The sequence below is a fragment of the Altibacter sp. genome, assembly GCF_019913785.1.
GTDB lineage: Bacteria > Bacteroidota > Bacteroidia > Flavobacteriales > Flavobacteriaceae > Altibacter.
On record NZ_JAIOHK010000004.1, the window covers coordinates 1 to 23,195 of the forward strand.

The 23,195-nt window shown below is 41.1% G+C and carries 19 protein-coding genes; 7 read left to right on the top strand and 12 right to left on the bottom strand.

Annotated features, from left to right (window positions below; all coding sequences use genetic code 11):
* From K8F54_RS00600 to mnmE, 3 genes are all read right to left on the bottom strand, one after another.
* Positions 1–3,680, bottom strand: a 3,680-nt coding sequence (locus K8F54_RS00600; RefSeq protein ID WP_290785569.1) for an efflux RND transporter permease subunit, incomplete at its 3' end; no start/stop codon positions are given.
* 107 nt (positions 3,681–3,787) lie between these two features.
* Positions 3,788–4,204 (bottom strand): hypothetical protein, encoded by a 417-nt coding sequence (locus tag K8F54_RS00605; RefSeq protein ID WP_290785572.1) that lies wholly within the window; start codon positions 4,202–4,204, stop codon positions 3,788–3,790.
* 124 nt (positions 4,205–4,328) lie between these two features.
* The gene (gene mnmE / locus K8F54_RS00610; RefSeq protein WP_290785575.1) at positions 4,329–5,771 is read right to left on the bottom strand and encodes a tRNA uridine-5-carboxymethylaminomethyl(34) synthesis GTPase MnmE; all 1,443 of its coding nucleotides are present in this window, start codon (positions 5,769–5,771) and stop codon (positions 4,329–4,331) included.
* 95 nt (positions 5,772–5,866) lie between these two features.
* On the opposite strand from mnmE, the gene K8F54_RS00615 reads away from it, so the two are divergent.
* From K8F54_RS00615 to K8F54_RS00625, 3 genes are all read left to right on the top strand, one after another.
* Positions 5,867–6,229 (top strand): DUF4870 domain-containing protein, encoded by a 363-nt coding sequence (locus K8F54_RS00615; protein ID WP_290785577.1) that lies wholly within the window; start codon positions 5,867–5,869, stop codon positions 6,227–6,229.
* Positions 6,230–6,304: 75 nt separating this feature from the next.
* Positions 6,305–7,180, top strand: a complete 876-nt coding sequence (locus tag K8F54_RS00620) for a LytTR family DNA-binding domain-containing protein (protein ID WP_290785580.1) — start codon at positions 6,305–6,307, stop codon at positions 7,178–7,180.
* 125 nt (positions 7,181–7,305) lie between these two features.
* The gene (locus K8F54_RS00625; protein WP_290785583.1) at positions 7,306–8,829 is read left to right on the top strand and encodes a glycosyltransferase family 39 protein; all 1,524 of its coding nucleotides are present in this window, start codon (positions 7,306–7,308) and stop codon (positions 8,827–8,829) included.
* Positions 8,830–8,878: 49 nt separating this feature from the next.
* Here K8F54_RS00625 and dnaN read toward each other — a convergent pair whose 3' ends face one another.
* The 5 genes from dnaN to K8F54_RS00650 all read right to left on the bottom strand — a co-directional run bounded on the left by dnaN (position 8,879) and on the right by K8F54_RS00650 (position 13,642).
* Positions 8,879–9,997: a DNA polymerase III subunit beta gene (gene dnaN, locus K8F54_RS00630; RefSeq protein WP_290785586.1), complete on the bottom strand. Its 1,119-nt coding sequence runs from the start codon at positions 9,995–9,997 to the stop codon at positions 8,879–8,881.
* 106 nt (positions 9,998–10,103) lie between these two features.
* Positions 10,104–11,792 (bottom strand): gliding motility-associated ABC transporter substrate-binding protein GldG, encoded by a 1,689-nt coding sequence (gene gldG, locus K8F54_RS00635; protein ID WP_290785589.1) that lies wholly within the window; start codon positions 11,790–11,792, stop codon positions 10,104–10,106.
* On the bottom strand, positions 11,789–12,505 hold the full coding sequence (gldF, locus tag K8F54_RS00640; RefSeq protein WP_290785592.1) for a gliding motility-associated ABC transporter permease subunit GldF: 717 nt from the start codon (positions 12,503–12,505) through the stop codon (positions 11,789–11,791). Before gldF ends, gldG begins: the two co-directional genes overlap by 4 nt.
* A gap of 8 nt (positions 12,506–12,513) precedes the next feature.
* Positions 12,514–12,810, bottom strand: coding sequence for an antibiotic biosynthesis monooxygenase family protein (locus tag K8F54_RS00645; protein ID WP_290785595.1), 297 nt, complete (start codon positions 12,808–12,810; stop codon positions 12,514–12,516).
* Position 12,811: 1 nt separating this feature from the next.
* Positions 12,812–13,642, bottom strand: coding sequence for an SAM-dependent chlorinase/fluorinase (locus tag K8F54_RS00650; protein WP_290785598.1), 831 nt, complete (start codon positions 13,640–13,642; stop codon positions 12,812–12,814).
* Between the two features lie 108 nt (positions 13,643–13,750).
* On the opposite strand from K8F54_RS00650, the gene K8F54_RS00655 reads away from it, so the two are divergent.
* The gene (locus K8F54_RS00655; RefSeq protein WP_290785600.1) at positions 13,751–14,704 is read left to right on the top strand and encodes a PhoH family protein; all 954 of its coding nucleotides are present in this window, start codon (positions 13,751–13,753) and stop codon (positions 14,702–14,704) included.
* Positions 14,705–14,706: 2 nt separating this feature from the next.
* Positions 14,707–15,657 (top strand): phosphoribosylaminoimidazolesuccinocarboxamide synthase, encoded by a 951-nt coding sequence (locus K8F54_RS00660; RefSeq protein ID WP_290785602.1) that lies wholly within the window; start codon positions 14,707–14,709, stop codon positions 15,655–15,657.
* A 3-nt stretch (positions 15,658–15,660) separates the two neighbouring features.
* Here K8F54_RS00660 and K8F54_RS00665 read toward each other — a convergent pair whose 3' ends face one another.
* Positions 15,661–16,926, bottom strand: coding sequence for an acyloxyacyl hydrolase (locus K8F54_RS00665; RefSeq protein WP_290785604.1), 1,266 nt, complete (start codon positions 16,924–16,926; stop codon positions 15,661–15,663).
* Between the two features lie 78 nt (positions 16,927–17,004).
* Between K8F54_RS00665 and K8F54_RS00670 the strand changes: the two genes are divergently transcribed.
* On the top strand, positions 17,005–18,381 hold the full coding sequence (locus tag K8F54_RS00670) for an alanine/glycine:cation symporter family protein (protein WP_290785607.1): 1,377 nt from the start codon (positions 17,005–17,007) through the stop codon (positions 18,379–18,381).
* Here K8F54_RS00670 and K8F54_RS00675 read toward each other — a convergent pair.
* From K8F54_RS00675 to K8F54_RS00685, 3 genes are all read right to left on the bottom strand, one after another.
* The gene (locus K8F54_RS00675) at positions 18,374–19,309 is read right to left on the bottom strand and encodes a hypothetical protein (RefSeq protein ID WP_290785610.1); all 936 of its coding nucleotides are present in this window, start codon (positions 19,307–19,309) and stop codon (positions 18,374–18,376) included. The two genes, K8F54_RS00670 and K8F54_RS00675, sit on opposite strands and share 8 nt — an antisense overlap.
* Positions 19,309–20,703, bottom strand: coding sequence for an MBOAT family O-acyltransferase (locus K8F54_RS00680; RefSeq protein ID WP_290785613.1), 1,395 nt, complete (start codon positions 20,701–20,703; stop codon positions 19,309–19,311). The genes K8F54_RS00675 and K8F54_RS00680 overlap by 1 nt, the downstream gene beginning before the upstream one ends.
* Positions 20,704–20,816: 113 nt before the next feature.
* Entirely contained in the window at positions 20,817–21,899 is a 1,083-nt protein-coding gene (locus K8F54_RS00685; protein ID WP_290785615.1) for a M42 family metallopeptidase, read from the bottom strand.
* 160 nt (positions 21,900–22,059) lie between these two features.
* On the opposite strand from K8F54_RS00685, the gene K8F54_RS00690 reads away from it, so the two are divergent.
* A complete protein-coding gene (locus K8F54_RS00690) occupies positions 22,060–22,707 on the top strand; it encodes a DUF4294 domain-containing protein (RefSeq protein ID WP_290785618.1) in 648 nt (215 codons plus the stop codon).
* Positions 22,708–23,195: the final 488 nt, after the last annotated feature.

The window sequence follows — 23,195 nt, forward strand, 5'->3', positions numbered from 1 at the left end:
TCCTGTCTCCAACTATATAATACAGGCACCACAAATAAGGTAATTAACGCGATCAGCATTCCTCCAAAACTGGGGATCGCCATTGGGATCATAATATCACTACCGCGCCCTGTCGATGTTAAAATGGGTAATAAGGCCAAAAGGGTTGTGGCTGTGGTCATCAAACAGGGGCGAATTCGTTTTTCCCCTGCCTCCAGGACGGAGGCGCGTACTTCTAGTTTGTTCTCAGGAGTATTTCTTCTGAATGTCTGGGTTAAATACGTCGCCATCACCACTCCGTCATCGGTTGCAATACCAAATAAAGCAATAAATCCGACCCAAACCGCGACACTGAGATTGATAGGATTCATTTGGAATAAATCCCTCAGGTTTTCACCAAAAAAGTTGAAGTTTAAAAACCACGATTGCCCGTACAACCAAATCATAATAAAGCCGCCGGCAAAGGCAACTGCGATACCCGAAAATACCATAAATGAAGTAGCCACAGAGCGGAATTGAAAGTATAAAATCAAAAAGATGATGAACAATGCCAATGGCACAACGACCGATAGCGTTTTTTCGGCACGTAATTGATTTTCATAGGTTCCTGTAAATTGATAATTGATTCCTTTGGGCACCACCAATTCTCCTGCGTCTATTTTTTGTTTGATCAAGGCCTGAGCATTTTCAACCACACTAACTTCGGCAAAACCTTCCATCTTATCGAAGAGTACATAGCCTACCAAGAAGGTATCTTCACTTTTAATGACCTGTGGGCCCTGTTCATAGCGAATGGTCGCTAATTCCCGCAAAGGCACCGGACTTCCCGATGAAACAGGGACATAGATTTGCTCTAAATCGGTTGGATTGGTACGCATTTCCCTTGGATAGCGTACGCGTACTCCATAGCGTTCTCTTCCTTCCACGGTTTGCGTCAATACCATACCGCCAACGGCCACTTTAAGTACGTTTTGCACCTCTTCTATGGACACTCCATAACGGGCTATTTTTTCTCGGTCAATATCAATAAGCAAATAAGGCTTCCCTACAATCCGGTCGGCAAAAACGGCTTCTTCCTTAACACCTTCTGCCTGCTTTATAATATTCTCTAACTGTATTCCAAAGGCTTCAATTTGCTTTAAATCCTGTCCTTTCACCTTAATACCCATGGGTGCCCGCATGCCCGTTTGCAGCATGACCAATCGTGTTTCTATGGGTTGAAGTTTTGGAGCCGATGTGACTCCGGGCAGCTTAGTAACTTTAACAATTTCGTTCCAAATATCATCAGGAGACTGTATCTCGGGTCGCCAGTTACGGTAGAACTCACCATTGCGATCTTCTATGAGAAGCGATCTTTGAATCTTGGTAAACGAAGCTACTTCCGAGTTGTTTGGATTTGCGAGAAAACGGCCATCTTTTAATTCGAATAAGCCTGCGTTGTTCACCTTATAACGTTGGCGTTCTCCATCTTCGTTGAGCATGTATTCGGAGGTATATTGAATAATATTTTCATACATGGACAAGGGTGCTGGATCCAAGGCCGATTCGGTACGACCCGATTTACCTACTACGGTTTCAATTTCGGGAATACTGGCTACCGCCATATCCAATTGTTGTAGGACACGCTTATTTTCTTCGGCACCCGCATGTGGCATGGAGGTAGGCATTAAAAGAAAGGTCCCTTCGTTTAAAGAAGGCATAAATTCTTTGCCCGTGTTTTTCATAATTAAAAATCCGGCGATAATAATTACTGTTGGGATGGACAAAAAGAACAATTTATTGGCGAGTGCCCATTGTAAAATACGGCTGTAATTCCGTATAAAAAGGGAAAAGAAGCCCAGTAGCCCAAAGCAGATCACCCCCACAAAAATTAGATTCCAAAAGATACTTTTATCCACTCCCAAGGGTCTCCAATATTCAGCTAGTAAAAAGACAATGGCTAGAGCTGAAATTCCAATTTGTAAAAGGTTGGATTGTTTTTCAAGTATGCGCTCTTGTAATTTTAACAATCCAATAACTCCAAATGCTATGAGTACCAGCGCGATCCAATACCCATACAGTACGGCAGCAATACCCGCTACAATTAATAGTATATGGATGGTATAACTGAAATTCTTTTTAATGCTCTTTTTTCGAAATAGAAATGCAGCAAAAGGTGGGATTAAGAATAGTGCTACGATAATTGATGCCGTTAAGGCAAAGGTTTTGGTAAAGGCCAAGGGTCTGAATAATTTCCCTTCTGCTCCAATCAAGGTAAATACAGGAATAAAACTTATGATCGTCGTCATAACTGCCGTTACGATGGCGCCGGAAACTTCGGCAGTAGCATTATAAACCACCGTGTTTATCGGTAGTTTTTTGCTGTTTTCTTCAAGGTGCCTGATAATATTTTCGGAGAGTATGACTCCTACATCGACCATGGTACCAATCGCAATGGCGATACCCGATAAGGCTACGATATTGGCATCCACATTAAAGAGTTTCATGGCGATAAAAACCATTAAAACGGCCACGGGCAACAATCCGGAAATTAGTATGGAAGCTCTTAGGTTAAATACCATGATAAGAATGACTAGGATGGTAATTAGGATTTCTAGGGTTAAGGCTTCGTTTAAGGTACCTAAGGTTTCTTGAATAAGTTCTGTTCTGTCATAAAAAGGAACAATTGTTACTTGCGAAGTGCGTCCATCACTTAGTTTTTTTGACGGTAAACCTGCGCTTAGTTCGTTTATTTTTTCTTTTACGTTGTTGATAACCTCCATGGGGTTAGCTCCGTATCTCGCTACCACAACAGCTCCCACCACCTCGGCTCCTTCCTTGTCCAATATCCCTCTGCGGCTTGCCGGACCCAAGGATACATTCCCTATATCCTTGATCTTGATAACCGTATAGTCTTCCGAAGTTACCTTGGCATTCTCGAGATCGGCTATGGATTTTATATAGCCCAAACCTCGGACTAAATATTCCGCCTGATTAATCTCCAATGTCTGTGCTCCAATGTCTCTATTGCTCTCCTTAACTGCTTTTACTACGTCGTTTAAACCAATATTGTATTGACGCATTAATTCGGGATTAACATCAATTTGATATTCCTGAACATAACCTCCAATAGAGGCGACTTCAGACACACCATTGGCGGCAGACAGGGCATATTTTACATAGTAATCTTGAATGCTACGCAATTCATGTAAGTCCCAGCCACCGGTGACATTACCATCTTCATCACGCCCTTCCAAGGTATACCAAAATATTTGTCCGAGTCCCGTGGCGTCCGGACCCAATGCGGGATTAACGCCTTCGGGTAGTAACCCAGCGGGTAAGGAATTTAATTTTTCGAGGATACGACTCCTACTCCAATAGAACTCAATATTTTCTTCAAAAATGATATAGATACTGGAAAATCCAAACATGGAAGAACTGCGAATGGTTTTCACCCCCGGAATACCCAATAAAGAAGTGGTCAGCGGATAGGTTATTTGGTCTTCAATGTCTTGCGGTGACCGTCCATCCCATTTGGTAAATACAATTTGCTGGTTTTCGCCAATATCGGGGATGGCATCCACTGCCACAGGATTGGTCGGCAAAAATCCGGTATCCCAGTTAAAAGGAGCATTTACGGTTCCCCACCCCATAAAAAGGAGGAGTAGTAAAACTGCAACGAGTTTATTCTCTATTAGAAATTTGATGCTTTTATTTAGCATACCTATTGATTATTAAACAATTAGAAATTGGTGTTATGAACACACCGGATACAACAAAACATCCACATTACATTGTGTAATAGGATATTGCAGATAATTGTTTTAAATCAAATTAAATAGGTCTCGTCAAGCTTGTAGATTTGCCTGACTATAATAGGAGGGGGGTATTCAGAAAAAGCGGTAACCTTTTCTTCTAGTCCTTCAAAGAGGTTTTTGTAGGTATAATAAAAAGAAGCAATAAATACCTGTTGGTCAAATGAAATTTTATCCGCCGATATTTTTAACTCGTCTTGCCCATCAACCATAAGTTGTTTATCCGTACAACAATCCTTTTTAGTAATGGAGCAATCTGAAGTTGGGGTGGTCTTATTCATTTCCATGCCACAAGATTTTGCTTCTTTGAAAATGGCAGTATCGACCAAGGTATCTCCACAAAAGTGCATATCCACAGTAAATGACATCGTAGAGAACAAGACTACAAAGGCCATGAACAAAGACATTATTTTATGGAATAGTTCTTTCATGCGTTTCACAAAGATAGGAAAATTTGATTTGTACGGTTTTATTTAACAGAACTTTAAACCGTATTTCGCGGTATGTCTGGTACATAAAGGTGCGTGCTAAAAGGGCCTAGGAAGCCAATATTTATTACTTCCCGATACAAAAATTCGCAAAGATATTGCCCAACAGATCGTCGTTGGTAATCTCACCTGTGATCTCACCAAAATAATACAAGGCTTGTCGAATGTCGATGGCAAGCAGGTCACCACTGAGGCCACTGTCTATCCCTTCCTGCACTTTTATGATCTCTTCTAAGGCTCTTAAGAGCGCATCGTAATGTCTGGAGTTGGTAACAATGGTTTCGTTATTTCGCAAGGCTCCCGTATTTACAAAGTCGAGCAAGACCTTTTTTAAGGCATCCACTCCTTGCCCGGTTTTTGCTGAAAGTAAATGAAGACCTTCAATTTGTGAGGCAAGTTCGTTAATTTCTTCCTCCGAAAGCATATCCACTTTATTGGCTAGCACCACCAAAGATTTTTGTGGAAACTGATTCCTAACTTTTTCAATATCCTGCTTTAAGATGGAAATGTCACGCTGAACTTGTCGAACTGTATCGTTTTTGCTGTCATCAGACTTCGACAGGCTCAGTCTGACAACGGAAGCATCAAAAAGATAAATGACCACTTGCGCCTGTTCCATTTTCTGAAAAGTCCTTTGAATCCCCAAGCCTTCAATGGTGTCTGTGGTTTCACGAATACCGGCGGTATCTATAAAGCGAAAACCTATCCCGCCAATGGTGATTTCATCTTCAATAGCATCACGGGTGGTACCCGCAATGTCACTTACAATGGCGCGCTCCTCATTTAACAAGGCGTTTAATAAGGTCGATTTCCCCACATTGGGTTCGCCTACAATCGCTACGGGAATACCGTTCTTTAAGACGTTTCCGGTTGCGAAGGAATCAATTAATCGCTTTAGGACCTTTGTAATTTTAGATATTAGCTTCTGAAATTCTTCCCGATTGGCAAATTCTACATCTTCTTCGGCGAAATCCAGTTCCAATTCTATAAGCGAAGCGAAATTCAGCAACTCCTCCCGAAGCCTTTTTATTTCATTCGAAAAACCCCCTCGCATCTGCTGTATTGCCAGTTGGTGGGATGCTTCCGAATCACTGGCAATCAAGTCGGCTACGGCCTCTGCCTGACTCAGATCCATCTTTCCATTTAAAAAGGCGCGTAGGGTGAATTCCCCCGGACTAGCCATTCGGCAGCCGTTTCGCAGGCATAATTGAATGATTTCTTGTTGAATATAATGACTTCCATGGCAGGAAAACTCTACCACATCTTCTCCGGTATAACTATGCGGATTTTTAAAAACAGTCGCCAATACTTCATCGATTACGCGTTCCCCGTCTTTTATATGTCCCAGATGCACCGTGTGGGTTTTTTGCTTTGCCAATTCCTTAGCGTGAATGGAATGAAATAGCCCAGAAGCTATGGTAATAGCCTCCTTTCCCGATAGTCGGATAACGGCAATGGCTCCAGCTCCCGCAGGGGTGGCTAAGGCTACTATAGTTTCTTGGTGGGTCATGATTGCAAAAGTAAACAATTATCGCATAGCCAAAATTTTGTAACATTTTTAAATTGCAAACTACTTATAGAGTATAATCAATAAAATCAATCAAAATGGAAGTTTTAAATCACACCGAAAAACGCACCGATAAAAACTTGTTGGTGATCGCACATTTATCACAATTACTAGGCTATGTGATCGGATTTGGAAGTTTGATCGTTCCCTTGATTATTTGGCTATCCACCAAGGACAAGGTGGCGGGTATGGACGAACACGGAAAGGCCATCGTCAATTTCCAAATTAGCTTGTTACTCTATATCATTATAAGTATTCCTGCTATATTGTTATTAGGCCTTGGTATTCTTACTTTGATAGGCGCCTGCTTATTAGGTTTTATTCTCCCTATTGTCAATGCCATACGGGCGAGCAATGGTGAGTCTCCCAGTTTGTTTATGACTATCCGATTTATATCATAAGCTATGAAAAAGAAGAAAACCCGTCCATTGGCGGGTTTTTTGTTTTGGTGCAAATTTGTGTAGCTTAGTACTCCTATGCGACTAGAAAATATAACAATGCTGCTGCGACAACCGTATCCTTTTTATCTGAAAGGAAATACCCTATGGATCATAGCCGCTATTATTTTTCTGATGTCTTTTATTTTTAACTATTTTTTCCAACCCTTTAATGTATACACACCGGAACACAAGTTCAATTACTTTTGGATTTCAATAATACATTCGGTTACCCCAATCATAGTGCTACTACTTTTTTTTATTGTCCTTAGATTAATTTTAAAGATGGAAGATGTGTGGACGGTAGGGAAAGAAATGCTAGCACTGGTTTTAGCATTTTTATGTGTTGGCATTGGGCAATTCCTTATTAGAGATATTATATATGACAATCCCAATAATTGGTCATGGGGCTATTTTTTTGAAGAAATTCGGAATACATTTTTAGTCGGAATTTTATTCGTTAGTATCCTGGTGCCTCTAAATTGGAACAGGCTCTACCGCCATAATTCGTCCATGGCTACTGCATGGAACAACAAACGGAATTCGACAGCAACAACTAAAGACAATGCTTCCGTTTTTATAACAACTCAGGTAAAAGCAGATAATTTTGAATTGGATGTATCGCGCTTTCTTTTTGCGAAAGCCGAAGGAAACTACTTAGAAATATTTCAGAAAAAGAACGACTCCTTCGAAAAGTTAGTAAAGCGAATTCCTATCAAAGAATTTGAAGCGCAACTGGGTTCCTATCCTGCAATTCTGAAAACACATCGTTCCTATTTAGTGAATCTAAATGAAATCAACGCTGTAGCAGGTAATGCGCAGGGCTATCAGTTGAGTGGAACAGATTTTCCCGAAAAGGTACCCGTCTCCAGAAATAAGATCTCCGTCTTCGAAAAGAGAATGCAAGCGCTTTAATCCTGCTTTGTTATTTGTCCCAAATCCTTGATACTCGTCACATCTACTCCTTTTGCATTGGTATTACCTATACTTTTGAATTGACCATGTACATGCTAAAAGGTTTCCCTTTTTAATCGACAGCTATGAATCTAAACAAAACGAACTTTATGATTATTGGAATAGCGGTTTTTAACCTCGCTATTCACCTGCTATTTCATGCTAATCTAGAATACCACCGCGATGAACTGCTTTATTTTTCATTGGGCAATCATCCCGATTTTGGGTATGCTACGGTGCCTCCTTTAATTGGGTGGATAGCATGGTTTATGCATTCGGTCTTTGGGTATTCCTTGTTTGCCGTAAAGCTGTTTCCCGCAATTTTAAGTGGCGCGTTGGTTGTGGTTGCAGCAAGAATCACCAAAGAATTGGGCGGTGGAACCTATGCCCAAATTCTAACGGCGATCGCCATTGTTTGCATGCCGGTAGGGCTTCGGGCATTTCATCTGTTTCAACCGGTACCTATCGATTTATTCCTATGGACGCTGCTGCTCTTTTATACCCTGCGTTATGTGAACTCACAGGACAAGAAATATTTGTTGTTGTTAGGAATTGTTTCAGGAATTGCATTGCTCAACAAATATCTAATAGCGCTACTTATACTTGCATTGTTATTTTCATTTGCGATTTCCGCACAACGAAGTATTTTTAAAAGAAAAGCGCTTTACGGCGGATTGGGTATTGCCATTCTTATCCTGTTGCCCAATCTCATTTGGCAAATTGCAAACGACCTTCCGGTTATTGGTCATATGCAGGCACTCCATGATAATCAGCTGGTCTATGTGGACCGAGTTGGATTTATTATGGATCAACTACTAATGACCTTTTCGGTGTGTTTTCTGGTCCTAATTGGATTTATTTCTTTACTTCGGAAAAAACAGTATCGCTATTTAGCCATCACTTCGGCAATGGTTTTATTAGTGCTGTTTTTGCTGCAGGGTAAAAGCTATTATACCATAGGTATTTTTCCCGTGCTAATTGCGGCCGGAAGTGTATCGATTGAAAAGTATACCTCCAACAAGCTAGTCAGAATAATAGTTCCCACCTTTGTTGTACTGATAACGCTTCCGGCACTTCCCATGGGATTGCCAATATATTCTGAAGCTGGTTTGGTACGCTATTTTCAGGAATTAGAATCCAAATACGGACTAGAAATCGGTCGCCGATTTGAAGACGGCACGGTACATTCTTTGCCCCAAGATTATGCCGATCAATTAGGGTGGGAAGAACTTACCTTAATCACTAGTAAGGCCTATCAAGCAATTCCTGAAAAAGACAAGGCTGTTATATTTGCTGAAAATTACGGTCAGGCAGGAGCCATTGCCGTCATAGGAAAAAAATATGGCCTCCCCGAACCCCTTAGTTTTCACGAAAGCTTTTTCTATTGGGTACCGGATCAATTTGAACCGCCTATCGAATATATGATTTATATAAATGATGAAATGGGAGACGATGTGGGTGCCGCTTTTGAAAAAATAGAGGTCGCGGGACAAATTAGCAATGTAAACGCAAGAGAATATGGAACGAACGTATATGTATGTTCAAAACCAAGATTACCATTTATCGAATTGTGGCAGCGGGCACGAGAACGCGAGACAGATCCCTTCTAAGAAAAAAACCGCCAAAAGGCGGTTTATGTTTTAAGTGAGTAAGGAATAGCTAGTTATTCAGCATTACCGGCATCACCAACATGGTTACCTGTTCGCCTTTATCTAAACCATCAATTGGGGTTAAGATTCCGGCTCTGTTCGGTAAACTCATTTCCAAAGAAACTTCATCACTGGTGAGGTTGTTGAGCATTTCGGTAAGGAAGCGTGAGTTAAAGCCAATTTGCATATCGTCTCCCTGATAATCACAGGTAAGGCGCTCTTCGGCCTTGTTGCTGTAATCAATATCTTCGGCCGAAATATTCAATTCGGCTCCCGCAATCTTTAGACGGATTTGATGCGTCGTCTTATTCGAAAAGATCGATACACGTCGCACACTGTTCAAAAATTGATTTCGATCAATACTCAACTTATTTGGGTTTTCCTTCGGAATAACTGCTTCGTAGTTCGGGTATTTCCCATCGATCAAGCGGCAGATCATTTCAGTCCCATCAAAGGTGAACTTCGCATTGCTCTCATTGTATTCGATCGTAACCGAATCTTCACTACCGGCCAAAATTCCTTTTAGTAAATTCAACGGTTTTTTCGGCATAATGAATTCGGCGGTCTGGGATGCCGAAACATCCTCACGTGTATATTTTACCAATTTGTGTGCATCGGTGGCCACAAAAGTCAAACCTTCGGTAGAAAACTGAAAAAAGACGCCGCTCATTACCGGTCGAAGATCATCATTGCCGCTGGCGAAGATAGTCTTGCTTATTGCAGTGGCCAAAATGTCCCCTTGCAATACCGTTGAACTTGGATCTTTTAATTCGACCGCAGTGGGGAATTCTTCACCATTGGCGTAAGCCAGGGCATATTTCCCATGGTTCGAACTAATTTCAACCGTATTGTTTTCTTCTATGGTAAAAGTAAGTGGCTGCTCCGGAAAAGTTTTCAAGGTATCCAACAGCAGACGGGCCGGTATACAGACACTGCCTTTTTCACTACTCTCTACATCCAACTTTGACGAGATAGTTGTTTCTAAATCGGAGGCCGAAACATGGAGTGTGTTTTTATTCAAATTGAATAAAAAATTATCTAAAATAGGAAGTGTATTATTATTGTTAATAATGCCCCCTAGTACTTGTAATTGTTTTAATAAATACGAACTCGATACGATGAATTTCATTGAATCTCTTTTATAATAATTGACTTATCTCTCTACTGCGACTACATACAGCCCAACTACAAATATATTTCAATTGGCACGAGAATGAAAACTAACTTATTAACATTTAGGAGGCGTATTTACGCTTTCTGAAGTATAGGTACACCATCCCAAAAACTGCTAATAAGACCAATGGTAACAAGAGGTTAACGAGCTGCCATTGGGTACGCTGCTCAACGGTTTTTTGCGGATCGAGAAAGGGGACGGCAATTTCCTTGGTTCGAATGTTTATAAGTCCGCTGTCGTCCAACAAATAATTCACCGTATTCAGCAAGAATTCCTTGTTTCCATACATGGCATTGGTCATTTTGTCGAAGCCCAATTCCAAGGGACGATTGCGATCTAACTGATTCACAATAATATTTCCGTCACTAATCACCACCATTTTTGTCGCTCGGCTTTTGCTTCGGTCATTCTCTAGAGAAAACGGCTTTATCCTATTGGTAAATACCGAAGGAAATTCGCCTTCCAATAACACAGCCAGCGGCGTTTCACCGGCAGTAAATTCGGTGGGATTAGGCCCTTCATTTACAATTTGAAGGTTTTTCGGGATTTCGGTATCAAAATCAATTTCAACAGGTAGTCCCACCAATTTGCTTATGGGAGAGGAGCTGAGCAATACCGTTTTGGAAACCGAATTAGCCAAGGTATCAATACCACTGGCGTATTCGAACTTCACGGCTTCAATATTGGTGACAATAGGATGCGGATTCCCACTGGCGCTTAGCGGATTATAAAACCACGGATATCGATTAAATTGGGCATCGTTCTCATTGCCTGTCGCCAAGACAATAGGCGCAGAATAGACATCTTTGACCAAGTTTGAATTAATTCGGACACCATATTTAAAGAAGAAATCATTTAGATTGAGGTCTTTTCCAAAGACGAAGGACTTGCCCGAAATGGAATCCTGCTGCATTTCGGTAGCATCGACTAGCCAAAGCGATGCGCCGCCGTTCATGGTAAACTGATCCAAAATATATTTTTCCGAATCAGTAAAGGCTTCGGTAGGCCGGGCAACAACGATGAGATCGAATGTCATCAATTGTTCCAGCGTCTTTTTCGGATTAGCCGCTACCGAATCTAAGGTAAAAGGAGCAATAAAGTAGTAATCCCGAAGCGTCGCAAAGAAATCGGCTATATACCTGTCATCCAATTCTCCATTGCCTTTCAATACGGCAACCTTGCGTTTTTTAGGATGCACCAATTTATTAAACCCATCTGCAAAGGCGTATTCTAAGTTTTGGACGGAGTTGTTTATACGTTCTTCGGAAGTGGTTCCCAACTGATTTTTGAGCAATGGTATCTTTACTGTTTTCTCGTTGTAATAGGCAAGCGCCCAGGGGTAGACCAATTCGGTGCTTATCTTACCGCTTTCCTTTACTTCTACCTGTGCGGCGGTTAGGCCGAAATTTGCCAATTGTTGCTGAATGGCCTCGGTATTTTCTTCACCCTCCAAGGGATTCAGGAATTCGTACTTGATATTCGGATTGTAGGCCGAAAATTCTTCCAATAACTGTTTGGTCTCCACTTGTAGGCGTCTAAATTCAGGAGGAAAATTACCCTCTAAAAAGACATCTATTAATATGGGCGAATCGACCGTTGCAATAGTTTCTTTGGCCGCTTCAGAAAGCGTATAGCGTTTATCCTGCGTAAGGTCAAAACGCTTGTATACGTAGCTGCCAAGCACATTCAATACAATGAGCCCGACTATAAGAGCTACAAATTGTGTGTTATGTTTTTTTGATAAACTCAACGTTTTTTCTGAAGTTTTAAAACAGTTAATACTACAAAAAATACTGTCACACTCATAAAATAGATCAAGTCTCGTGAATCCAATACACCACGTGAAACACTGTCGAAATGTGCCTTCATCCCTAAGCGCTCGATAGGAAATTCAGAAACCAAGGTTGACAAACCTTCAAATCCGTAATACAAACTAAAACACAGAAATACCGCTATGATAAATGCGACGATCTGGTTTTGCGAAAGGGTGGAGGCAAATACACCTACAGCCGCATAGGAGAACACCAAAAATAATAATCCGATATAGGAACCCAGTGTACTCCCAATGTCCCAATTTCCGGGTGGATTTCCCAGTTTTGAAATCGTTAACACGTACAAAAGCGTGGGCAGTAGCGCAATGAGTATCAAAACGACTGCACCCATATATTTTCCAAGAACGATGTTTCGAAGTGAGATGGGTTTTGTCAATAATAACTCTAAGGTGCCCATTTTCATCTCATCGCTAAAAGAGCGCATGGTTACAGCAGGAATAAGGAAAAGCAACACCCAAGGGGCTAATTCAAAAAAGGCAGCAAGATCGGCAAAGCCCGCGTCGAGGATATTGTAATTTCCTCCAAAGACCCAAAGGAATAGCCCGTTTATCACAAGGAATACAGCAATAACCAAATATCCTATCGGCCCTGAAAAAAACGAATTTATTTCTCTTTTAACGATTGCTATCATAGCGGCTTTTAGGTTAACGAATGGAGCGTATCCACGCTCCAGGCTTGTGCTTTAGAACGAAACATGGGTTTGGTTGTTGTCCAAACCTCTATAAAAAGCTCGCTCGTTCGATATGCTTCGAGATCACTTTCAGATTCCCATTTGCTGTATGTAAAAAAGCGGGTAGCATCTTGTTTATCACCGTACAATTCTAAAAACTTACAACCCGGAAACCGACGGATCTTTTCTTTGACGCTTTCAAAATTAGCCAAAAAGGGAGGCACCTGCTCGGGTTTAAATTCCATTTTTACAATTCTTGTAAACATACTATTCAAAATTTACGGTAACACTATCACGGTAAGCGAGTCCGAATAAGGTAGAAGCACTACCCACAGTACTCGGGTTACTTTTATAAATGGCAAGTTCTAAATAATTGGATGAATTCCAAAGCGCTAGTTTCTTACCGTCTTCTTCTCGTTTTTCGGCGGGTAGGTCAAAATTTATCGCATCGCTATAATTATCATGCACCTGTGAAAAAGTAGCTGTTCTTGCAGTGATCTTAAAGTTTCGGCCCTTGCTAATCTCCTCAAACAAGGAGCGCGTAATATTGCAGATCACATTTCCATAGTTGTCAATATAAATAATATTTCCAATGATCTGGTTCGATTCCAGATTCACCACCGGACGAATACCCGTGAGTTCTTTTATTTCTGAAATAGTTTTGCCAATAACCTCTAAGGTACCTCCGCGAGCAATATGGCAAGCCACTTTTACAAAAACATCGAGTACGGGAAAATTACTGTTTACCCGATCGTGAATATTGATTTCTACAATTTTTTCCGGTTTGATTTCCGAAGCCAACATCGAAATAATGCCATTGTTGGCACAAATAAAATAATGTCCGTCAAGAAATACCGCAATATGTTTGTTTTCAGGATTTAACTCACTATCGATACCAATAATGTGAATACTACCATCGGGAAAGCTTTTGTAGGCATTCTGAATGATATAAGCCGCCTCCGTAATATGAAAGGGAGAAACCGAATGTGAGATATCAACAATCCGCACTGTTTCCAATTCGGTATAAATAGCCCCTTTTACCGCGCCTGCAAAGTGATCTTTCTCTCCAAAATCGGTTGTAAGCGTTATGATGGGCATAGATGAATTGTTGATATTTTGTTCGTGAAACTACCACAAAAATAGGTTACTTTTGTGAGTAGCAAAACAATTTTTCACATTGTATTCATAAATTTAATTTTCCCGCTTTTGAACGAACTTATTATCGAATTAACTGATATTAGCCCCCGAGAGTTTTTCGGCCTTCAGAATGCCAATATTGATCTTCTTAAAAAATACTTTCCCAAATTAAAATTAGTAGCACGTGGCAGTAAAATTAAGGCCTACGGCGACGAGGAGGTTTTGGAAGAATTCGACAGACGTATTTCAATGTTACTGGAACACTTTGGCACCTATAATAAAATTGACGAAAATGTAATTGAACGGGTCTTACTCAGTCGCAGTAAGGACGATTATGAAACCTCGGCGAGTAGTGGCGATGTTTTGGTGCATGGCGTTAATGGCAAATTGGTCAAGGCACAAACGGCCAATCAGCGTAAGCTGGTAGAGAAAATGCAGAAAAACGATATGGTGTTTGCAGTAGGACCCGCCGGAACCGGAAAAACCTATACCGGTGTTGCCCTAGCGGTGAAAGCCCTCAAAGAGAAACAAGTAAAACGAATCATACTAACGCGGCCTGCAGTAGAAGCAGGGGAAAATCTGGGTTTTCTTCCGGGTGACTTGAAAGAAAAGCTGGATCCGTATATGCAGCCGCTGTACGACGCCCTTCGAGACATGATTCCATTCGAAAAATTAGAATCTTATATTGAAAACGGAACCATCCAAATCGCACCCTTGGCGTTTATGCGTGGGCGTACCTTGGACAATGCCTTTGTGATCCTTGACGAAGCTCAAAATACCACACATGCGCAAATGAAGATGTTCTTGACTCGTATGGGTAAAAATGCCAAATTCATGATCACCGGCGATCCCGGACAGATCGATCTACCACGACGGGTCATTTCGGGACTAAAAGAAGCCTTGTTGGTGTTGAAAGATGTAAATGGGGTTGGTATGATTTACCTGGACGATAAAGATGTGATCCGTCACCGCTTGGTGAAAGAAGTGATCGCTGCCTATAAGAACATTGAGAATATTGACTAAGCATGAGTACTACCATTACAGCAACCAACTTTACATTTCCCGGACAGAAAAGCGTATATCATGGAAAGGTTCGTGAGGTGTATACCCTGAAAAATGATGTGTTGGTTATGATCGCAACGGACAGGCTGAGTGCTTTTGATGTGGTGATGCCGAAAGGAATTCCGTATAAAGGACAAATCCTGAATCAGATCGCCACCAAGATGATGCGCGATACCCAGGATATTGTACCCAATTGGCTGCACGCTACTCCCGACCCCAATGTGGCTATTGGCGAGGCCTGTGAACCCTTTAAGGTGGAAATGGTCATACGTGGATATTTGAGTGGTCATGCCGCTCGCGAATACAAAGCCGGGAAACGAATGCTTTGCGGCGTTGCCATGCCTGAGGGAATGATAGAAAACGATAAATTTCCCCAACCCATAATCACTCCGGCTACCAAGGCGGAGGCTGGTGATCACGACGAAGATATCTCCCGGGAAGATATTTTAAAAAGGGGGATTGTTTCGGAAGTAGATTACCTTCAGTTGGAGGACTATACTCGGAAATTATTTCAGCGAGGTACCGAAATTGCAGCCAAAAGAAACTTGATCCTTGTCGATACGAAATACGAATTCGGTAAAACAAAGGACGGGAAAATTGTGTTGATAGATGAGATCCATACCCCCGATTCTTCGCGTTATTTCTATGCCGAAGGCTATTCTGAAAGACAGGCAAGGGGAGAAGCGCAGAAACAACTCTCCAAGGAATTTGTACGACAGTGGCTAATTCAGAATGGTTTTCAAGGATTGGAGGGGCAGCAAGTACCCTTTATGAGTGATGCGTATATTGAAACGGTATCGGAACGTTATATTGAATTGTACGAAAACATTACCGGAGAAACCTTCGTAAAAGCAGATGTTTCGAATATTTTGGAGCGTATAGAACAAAATGTACTGAACTACCTTTCCGCCTAGTTATTACTTCTCTTTAAAATTAAAGCTATACACGTAGCCTAGACTGAGCTCGGTAAAATCTGCCTGACCCAGGTTGGCATTTATATGAATCCCGGCATAGAGATTATGAGCGGGAGCCTTGTGGGTGCCTAATAGGTAGTATTTGAGTCCGAGTCGTGAGGAAATCGCATTCTTTAATTTGAACTTGGAATCGAATTCTCCCAATTGCCAGGTTTCTGAAATATCAATTGGGGTGTTGTCCCATCCTTGGTTGATACGCCAATCGATTTTATAACCGGGTTTGTGGAAGTTCACACCAAGCTGCATGTCGATCCCAATATGATTCAGTAAAAATTCGCCATTGAGTAATAATCCTATATTTGAGGCATTCCAGGAGGGGTGCTCCTTGTAACGTTCGAATTCTCTACCGTCTTGTACCAATGAATAATTTCCTTGTATATAATCGTAATAGTGTTCATAGAATCGGTAATACAAGCCAAGGCCTAATTTAAAATTATTGTTAAACACCTTGCCGTATTCGGCCGATACGGTGTACACCGCCTTTTTATCATTGAAAACCAGCGCCAAGACATTGTTTCCATATCCCGTTCGCAAGGAGAAATAGTCGTAAGTACTTCGATTGAAATTGTGTCTTGCAATTGCTTTCGAGCCTAACTCACGCGCGGAGACATTTTTTAAATCGGCCGAAACATTTAGTAAGAATGAGTTGTAACCTTGGTTTGGTAATTTTGTATGACCGTTTGAATGATGAAAATAACCGAGTCCGATTCGCCAATCGATTTTTTCGGTCTTAAGGAAGTTATAATGCATAAACACCCGAAAGGCCCAGTTGAGATCGGTCGAAACAGCCTGGTTGTTATAATTGGTCAGAGAATCATACTTTTTTGTAAAGTATGACATTCCGGTCCCTATCTGTACTTTTAAATTTTTCTTTCTGAAGGCATTAAACTCCATAAAGGGCAAGAGTGTGAACGAGCCTCCCAAGCTGTCTTTGTTGCCAAAATCGGTATAGCCAAAATTGATCCCGGTTCTGAGACCTTTTAATCGTTGTGCCCATTCCTGAGGATTTGTGTGTTGTTCCCATCCTAGACTAACACCTAACTGTGTTTGAAAATTGCGATCGGGGAAGTTGGAGTTGGACTCGGGCGTAAAGCCCATCATGAACTCCGGCGTAATTACAAGAGGTCGCGACGTACCACTCGATTCGGGTTGTTGTGCAAATAGACAACAACTGAATAAAAGGATAAAATAAACTACTTTTTTTTCCATTTAGCGATGCAAGTAACAATTTCTGTGGTGATTTTAAAAATTTAAACATTATTTTCGTCCCTTAAAGGATTCAAAGCGTTGAAAATCATAGACGAGTTTATCGCACAGTTGGCCTCCGCCGCTTGGGGCTTGCCCTTATTGATTATTCTTATTGGAGGGGGGCTTTATTTAGTTTTCAAGATTCGCTTTTTACCCTTTCGCTATTTGGGGCACGCCGTTGCAGTGCTAAGAGGGAAATATGATAAAGAGACCGATGCAGGTGAGATTACTCATTTTCAGGCGCTTACTACGGCGCTTTCTGCTACTATCGGTATGGGAAATATTTCGGGGGTGGCACTGGCTATTTATATTGGTGGCCCGGGAGCAGTATTCTGGATGTGGGTAAGTGCGGTGATTGGGATGTCTACAAAGTTCTTTACAGCGACCTTGGCCGTATTATTTAGAGGAAAGGACAGTAACGGTGATATACAGGGAGGTCCTATGTATTTTATTATGGAGGGCCTGGGCAAGCACTGGAAGCCTTTGGCAGTCTTTTTTAGTATTTCAGGTCTGATTGGGGCTTTGCCTGTCTTTAATGTGAATCAGTTAACGCAGGCCATCAATGATATTTTATTGAAACCGGCGGGACTCTATACCGGACTCATGAGTAATTTGGTCGTTGGGTTGGTATTGGCAACCATTACAGCAATTGTTATTTTAGGCGGCCTGTCCAGAATTAGCAAGACGGCATCTAAGTTGGTGCCGGGGATGGTAGTGCTCTACTTTATCATGGTGCTTTTTATTTTAGGAGTACATATTGATGTGGTTCCAAAATATTTTGCACTAATCTTCACCGATGCCTTTTCGGCCTCTTTTTACGAAGGAGATGCCTTTTTGGGAGGTATTTTGGGAGGCCTGATACTTTTAGGGATACGCAGAGGTGCCTTTTCTAATGAGGCGGGAATTGGTACAGCTCCTATGGCACACGGAGCTGCTAAGACCAATGAGCCCATTCGGGAGGGCTTGGTGGCCATGTTGGGACCGGCAATAGATACCTTGGTGATCTGTACCTTAACGGCCTTGGCCATTTTGGTGACTGGCGTTTGGCAGTCTAGTGATGCCAATGGTGTTACGCTTACGGCAAATGCCTTTATGGAAGCCATTCCGGGTTATGGAAAATATGCACTTTTGTTATGTATTGCCGTATTTAGTATTTCTTCGCTGTTTTCCTATTCCTATTACGGTACAAAATGTATGTCGTTTCTATTTGGTGCCAAGAACAAATCTATTTATAACTATTTTTATATCGCCAGTATATTGTTAGGGGCTACTACATCATTAAGTTTGATGGTAAATCTAATTGATACCTTCTTCGCTTTTATGGCCATACCCACAATGACGGCAACCGTTTTATTGGCGCCAAGGGTAGTGAAGGAGGCAAAGATCTATTTCGCCAAGCTGAAAAAATCTAATTAAGACTGTCCAATTTTTTCTGAAGTAATTGTGTAAATTTTTGTGCTCCATCCGGATTCAAATGACTTTGATTCCAATAGTCCTTTACCTTAAAACCTAGGGTGTCTTCCTCATATAGCAGGAATTCAATATTTGAATATTTATTAGAAACTAGTTGCAAGATACTATCCCGTCGCGCTAAGATTTCCGGGACACGCACCGGCAGATAACTTTTATACATGGGAGCTGTACAAATAATCACTTTTAGATCCCTTTCCTTCAAATAATCGAGGAAATCAAAAAAGAGGCTTGTATTTGTGGCAAAGATTTCGGGCTGAGGCGTCAGATTTATTTTAAAACGCTTTTTGGCTATTTCGTCTTCGTTATACTTCAAATTCATAAACAGTCCTGAATAGTTTAAAGTATCAAATCCGAAGGAATTAAAACCGGCCGGGTCTTTCCTTTCAATATAATGGTCGTATATTTTTTCTGAATAAAAAGGCGGTAATGATAGATAGATCAATCGGTCTTTGAAATAGGTATTTCGTTCAAAACAATTTACACCGTAATACTTTAAATAAACTGGATGCTTCCAGAAGTCCTTTGAATTATGTGGTAACTCAAAGTGGCTATAGGACACTTCCAGTACAACGGTTTTTAAGTTAGGGAGTTTCGGAAGTACACCTTGTAAAAGTTTAAAATCGGTATTGTGATGTTGATCCCCAGACGCCAGATTAATAGCGGGCTGTTTCAGCAAGGCGGCATTGACAGCATCTTTCATTTGGGAAGACCCCAATACCAAGACTTCGATCGTTTCTGCTTTCGCTTTTAATAAGGCACTGTTCTTTTTATATCCCGAGGGAAGATTAAGTGTAAGGTATTCCATCACGGCATATCCCAATACCACCGGAATAAAAAATAGGAGCAGGTATGTTATAAATTTCTTTGGCATTAAAACTGAAAATAAATAAATGCCTCTTTGGGTTCGGCATAGCGAATTAATAGTATAATTAGCAGGTAGTAAATGGCCCAACGAATAGGTTTGGGTATGCGAATCTCTAATTTTTGAAGCGGAAATTCCCACTTTCGGGTGGCCATCTCGGCAATAAGCAGTGCCAGGAGATAGAGTAGCTTTATACCTATCAAGCTGGATATGGCAACATCTGGCGTTATGGTAAAAATTCGTTTGAGAATGAGCCAGGCCTCCGAAATGTTTTCGGCACGAAATAAAATACCCGAGATGGTAAACATAACAAACACATACGCCAATGAAAGCACCCGCGGAATCCTTTGCAAACCTTTGAGCAGTGTTCCCTTTTGTTTAAATAATGGTGCTCGTTCGACAACGATTACGATTCCGTTGAAAATACCAAATACCACAAACGTCCAATTGGCGCCGTGCCAGAGTCCTATTAAAAACAAAGTGAGCAGCACCCCGATTACCCGCATCGATGCGGTAACCGGAGTTACACTTTTCACAATGGGAGCATAGACATAATCGGTGAACCAGTTGGTAAGGGTAATATGCCATCGTTGCCAAAGCTCACTAATACTTTTCGATAAATAAGGCAGGTCAAAGTTCTTACTAAGACTAAATCCGAAGAGCTTCGCGGTACCAATGGCAATATCGGTATAGCCCGAAAAATCACAATATACCTGAAAGCAGAATAATACTGCCGCAAAAATAAGCATTAAAGCACCATAGCCTTCCGGATTGCTGAAAACCATGGTAACGGCAAGGCCTAGTTTGTCTGCGACCAATATCTTTTTAAACAGGCCCCATAGAATTTGGCGCAGGCCTTCCTTGGTGCGCTGCAAATTAAAACTTCGCTCCTTTTCAAATTGCGGCAATAACTTATTAGCACGTTCAATAGGACCTGCGACCAGTTGTGGAAAGAAACTGACATAACATAAAAATTCCAGCAAATTATAAGTGGGCCGGATCTTTTTTCGGTATACATCAATTGTATAGCTCATGGTTTGGAAGGTATAGAAACTCAACCCTAGTGGGATAATCACATTCCAAAATGTATAGGTTTGCTGTGTGTTTTCGATGGAGAACAATTCGTAAAAGCTGCTGATAAAAAAATTGAAGTACTTAAATATGACTAAAACGCCTAGGTTCCAAAAAATGCTCGTCCACAATATAAGCTTGCGCAGGGATACTTTCTCACTCCGCTCCAATATACGTCCGGCGACATAATCAACCAGAGAACTTGCCATTAATAAAAATAGAAAGCGCCAATCCCACGACCCATAGAACACATAGCTCGCCACCAACAAAAGCAGGTTCTGTGCTTTTCGTCTTTTGGTGCCAATACCCCAATACGCGAAGTAGACAATCACGAGAAAAAATCCAAAATCAAACGAATTGAACAGCACGCAGGGGATGTTTTGCTGCTAAGATAAAAAAAGGCTACCGTTTGGTAGCCCCTTCAATTTATTGTTTATGAACACAGTTATTCAAAATAACTAAACGACTGATCTTTTTTGATGGTCAATAAGGATTCGTAAATTAATTTGATAACATTTTCAACATCCTCCTGATGTACCATTTCAACTGTGGTGTGCATATACCGCAGCGGAAGTGAGATCAAGGCACTTGCCACACCGCAATTGCTGTAAGCAAAGGCATCGGTGTCGGTTCCGGTCGCCCTTGATAAGGCAGCCCGCTGAAACGGAATCTTCTTCTTTTCGGCCGCGGTAACGATCAATTCCCTAAGTTTTTGCTGTACAGCAGGTGCATAGGCAATAACGGGTCCGGCTCCAATTTCGGCGTGCCCCTGTTTTTTCTTATCGATCATAGGTGTAGTAGTGTCGTGGGTCACATCGGTTACTATGGCAACATTGGGTTTGATGCGTTCTGCGATCATTTCGGCCCCACGCAAACCAATTTCTTCTTGTACCGAATTGGTTATATACAATCCAAAGGGTAATTTCTTTTTGTTTTCATGAAGTAATCTGGCGACTTCAGCGATCATAAATCCACCCATACGATTGTCCAAGGCACGACAGACGAATTTGTCTTTATTAAGAATGTGAAATTCATCCGGATACGTAATGACACATCCCACATGGATACCCATTTTTTCTACTTCTTCCTTATCCTTGGCACCTACATCAATAAAAATGTTGTCCGGTTTCGGGGCCTCTTCCTTCGCCTTATTGCGCGTGTGAATTGCCGGCCAACCGAACACTCCTTTTATAATGCCTTTTTTGGTATGAATATTTACGATCTTGGAAGGTGCAATTTGATGATCACTACCACCATTTCGGATCACGTATAGCAATCCGTTGTCACTTATATAATTGACATACCAGGAAATTTCATCGGCATGTCCTTCGATCACTACCTTATAGCTTGCCTTCGGATTGATAACTCCAACAGCGGTACCATAGGTGTCTGTGAAAAACTCATCCACATACGGACTTAAATAATCCATCCATAATTTTTGGCCATCCCACTCATAACCTGTGGGGGCGGCGTTGTTCAAATAATTCTTTAAAAAGTTAAGTGATTTCTTTGTTAGGATGGATGCCATAGGGTGTTTTTTTATAGAATTCCAAAATTAGCAATTTATTGTAAAGTAAGCCTTGCAAAATGTTTATTTTTGGAACGGTTTTAGTTATAAAAGAACTTGAACTATGAGAATGAGAATATCAATAGCCCTATATATTTGTTTGTTGCTTTGCGCAATAGGTATGACCGCTCAAACGGGAAAGGATTATACCGAACAAAATAATGATACAACCGAGGTCTTATACTATATTATTGAAGGCGACACCATTGCGAGAGAGGCGATCGATCTGGACGAGGTGATTCTGCTGAACAAGCTGGAGTTCAACTCGAAGGAAGACCGAAGGCGCTATCTTATATTAAGGCGTAAGACCCGAAAGGTCTATCCGTATGCCAAATTAGCTTCCGAACGCTTGACCACCATGACCGAACGATTAAAAACGATCGAGAAAAGGCGGGAACGTAAGAAATATACCAGACGAATACAGAAGTATATAGAGGAAGAATTTTCGGCAGAGCTTAAAAAATTAACCCGTACCGAAGGCCAGATACTGGTAAAGCTCATACATCGCCAAACAGGGCGAACGGCTTTTGCCTTGGTCAAGGAGCTCCGTACCGGTTGGCGTGCCTTTTGGTATAACACCACGGCAAATGTCTTCGATATTTCTATCAAGGAAGAATACAACCCCTTTGATATCAAGGAAGACTATTTGATCGAAGATATTTTAGAGCGGTCGTTTCAGGCCAAAATTCTAGAACGGCAGAAACCGGCATTCCCCATAGATTATTTAGAACTCACCGTCTATTGGAACAAGAAAACTGTTAATAAGTAAATTGCTTTATCATTTGCGCAGTATTTTGATTTCCTTTATATTAGTAGTTCGCTCTTTTTGTTTTTGGGTGTTGCTTTCCTTTGTTTCGCACAAAGTAAAGCCGGGCTTTCCGCTCTATCCCTACATTGCTTTGGCAAAGTAGGGGATGCCGCATCAATCCCTAACACAAAATTTTGCAACTTTTTTTTACGGTAATTAGGTCGATTTCAGGTCATTAATTATTGTTAATAAAAAAGATTTAAAAAATAGTTGTTTTGATTTGGTGTAACGAAAAAAACGATTGTATATTTGCACCCGCTAAAACGATGAGTGACTATAAAACATGATTCGTGAAGGTGAGAAAAGAGTACGAAATAAGTTCATTGGAATATTGAAATTGACAGCGTATGGATTACAAATGGAAACGTTTGTGATCTATATTGAAACTAAACTAAGATAAGAATTCTTGAGATTTTTTTGAGGTAGAGCTTTTCGGTTAATCGTATATA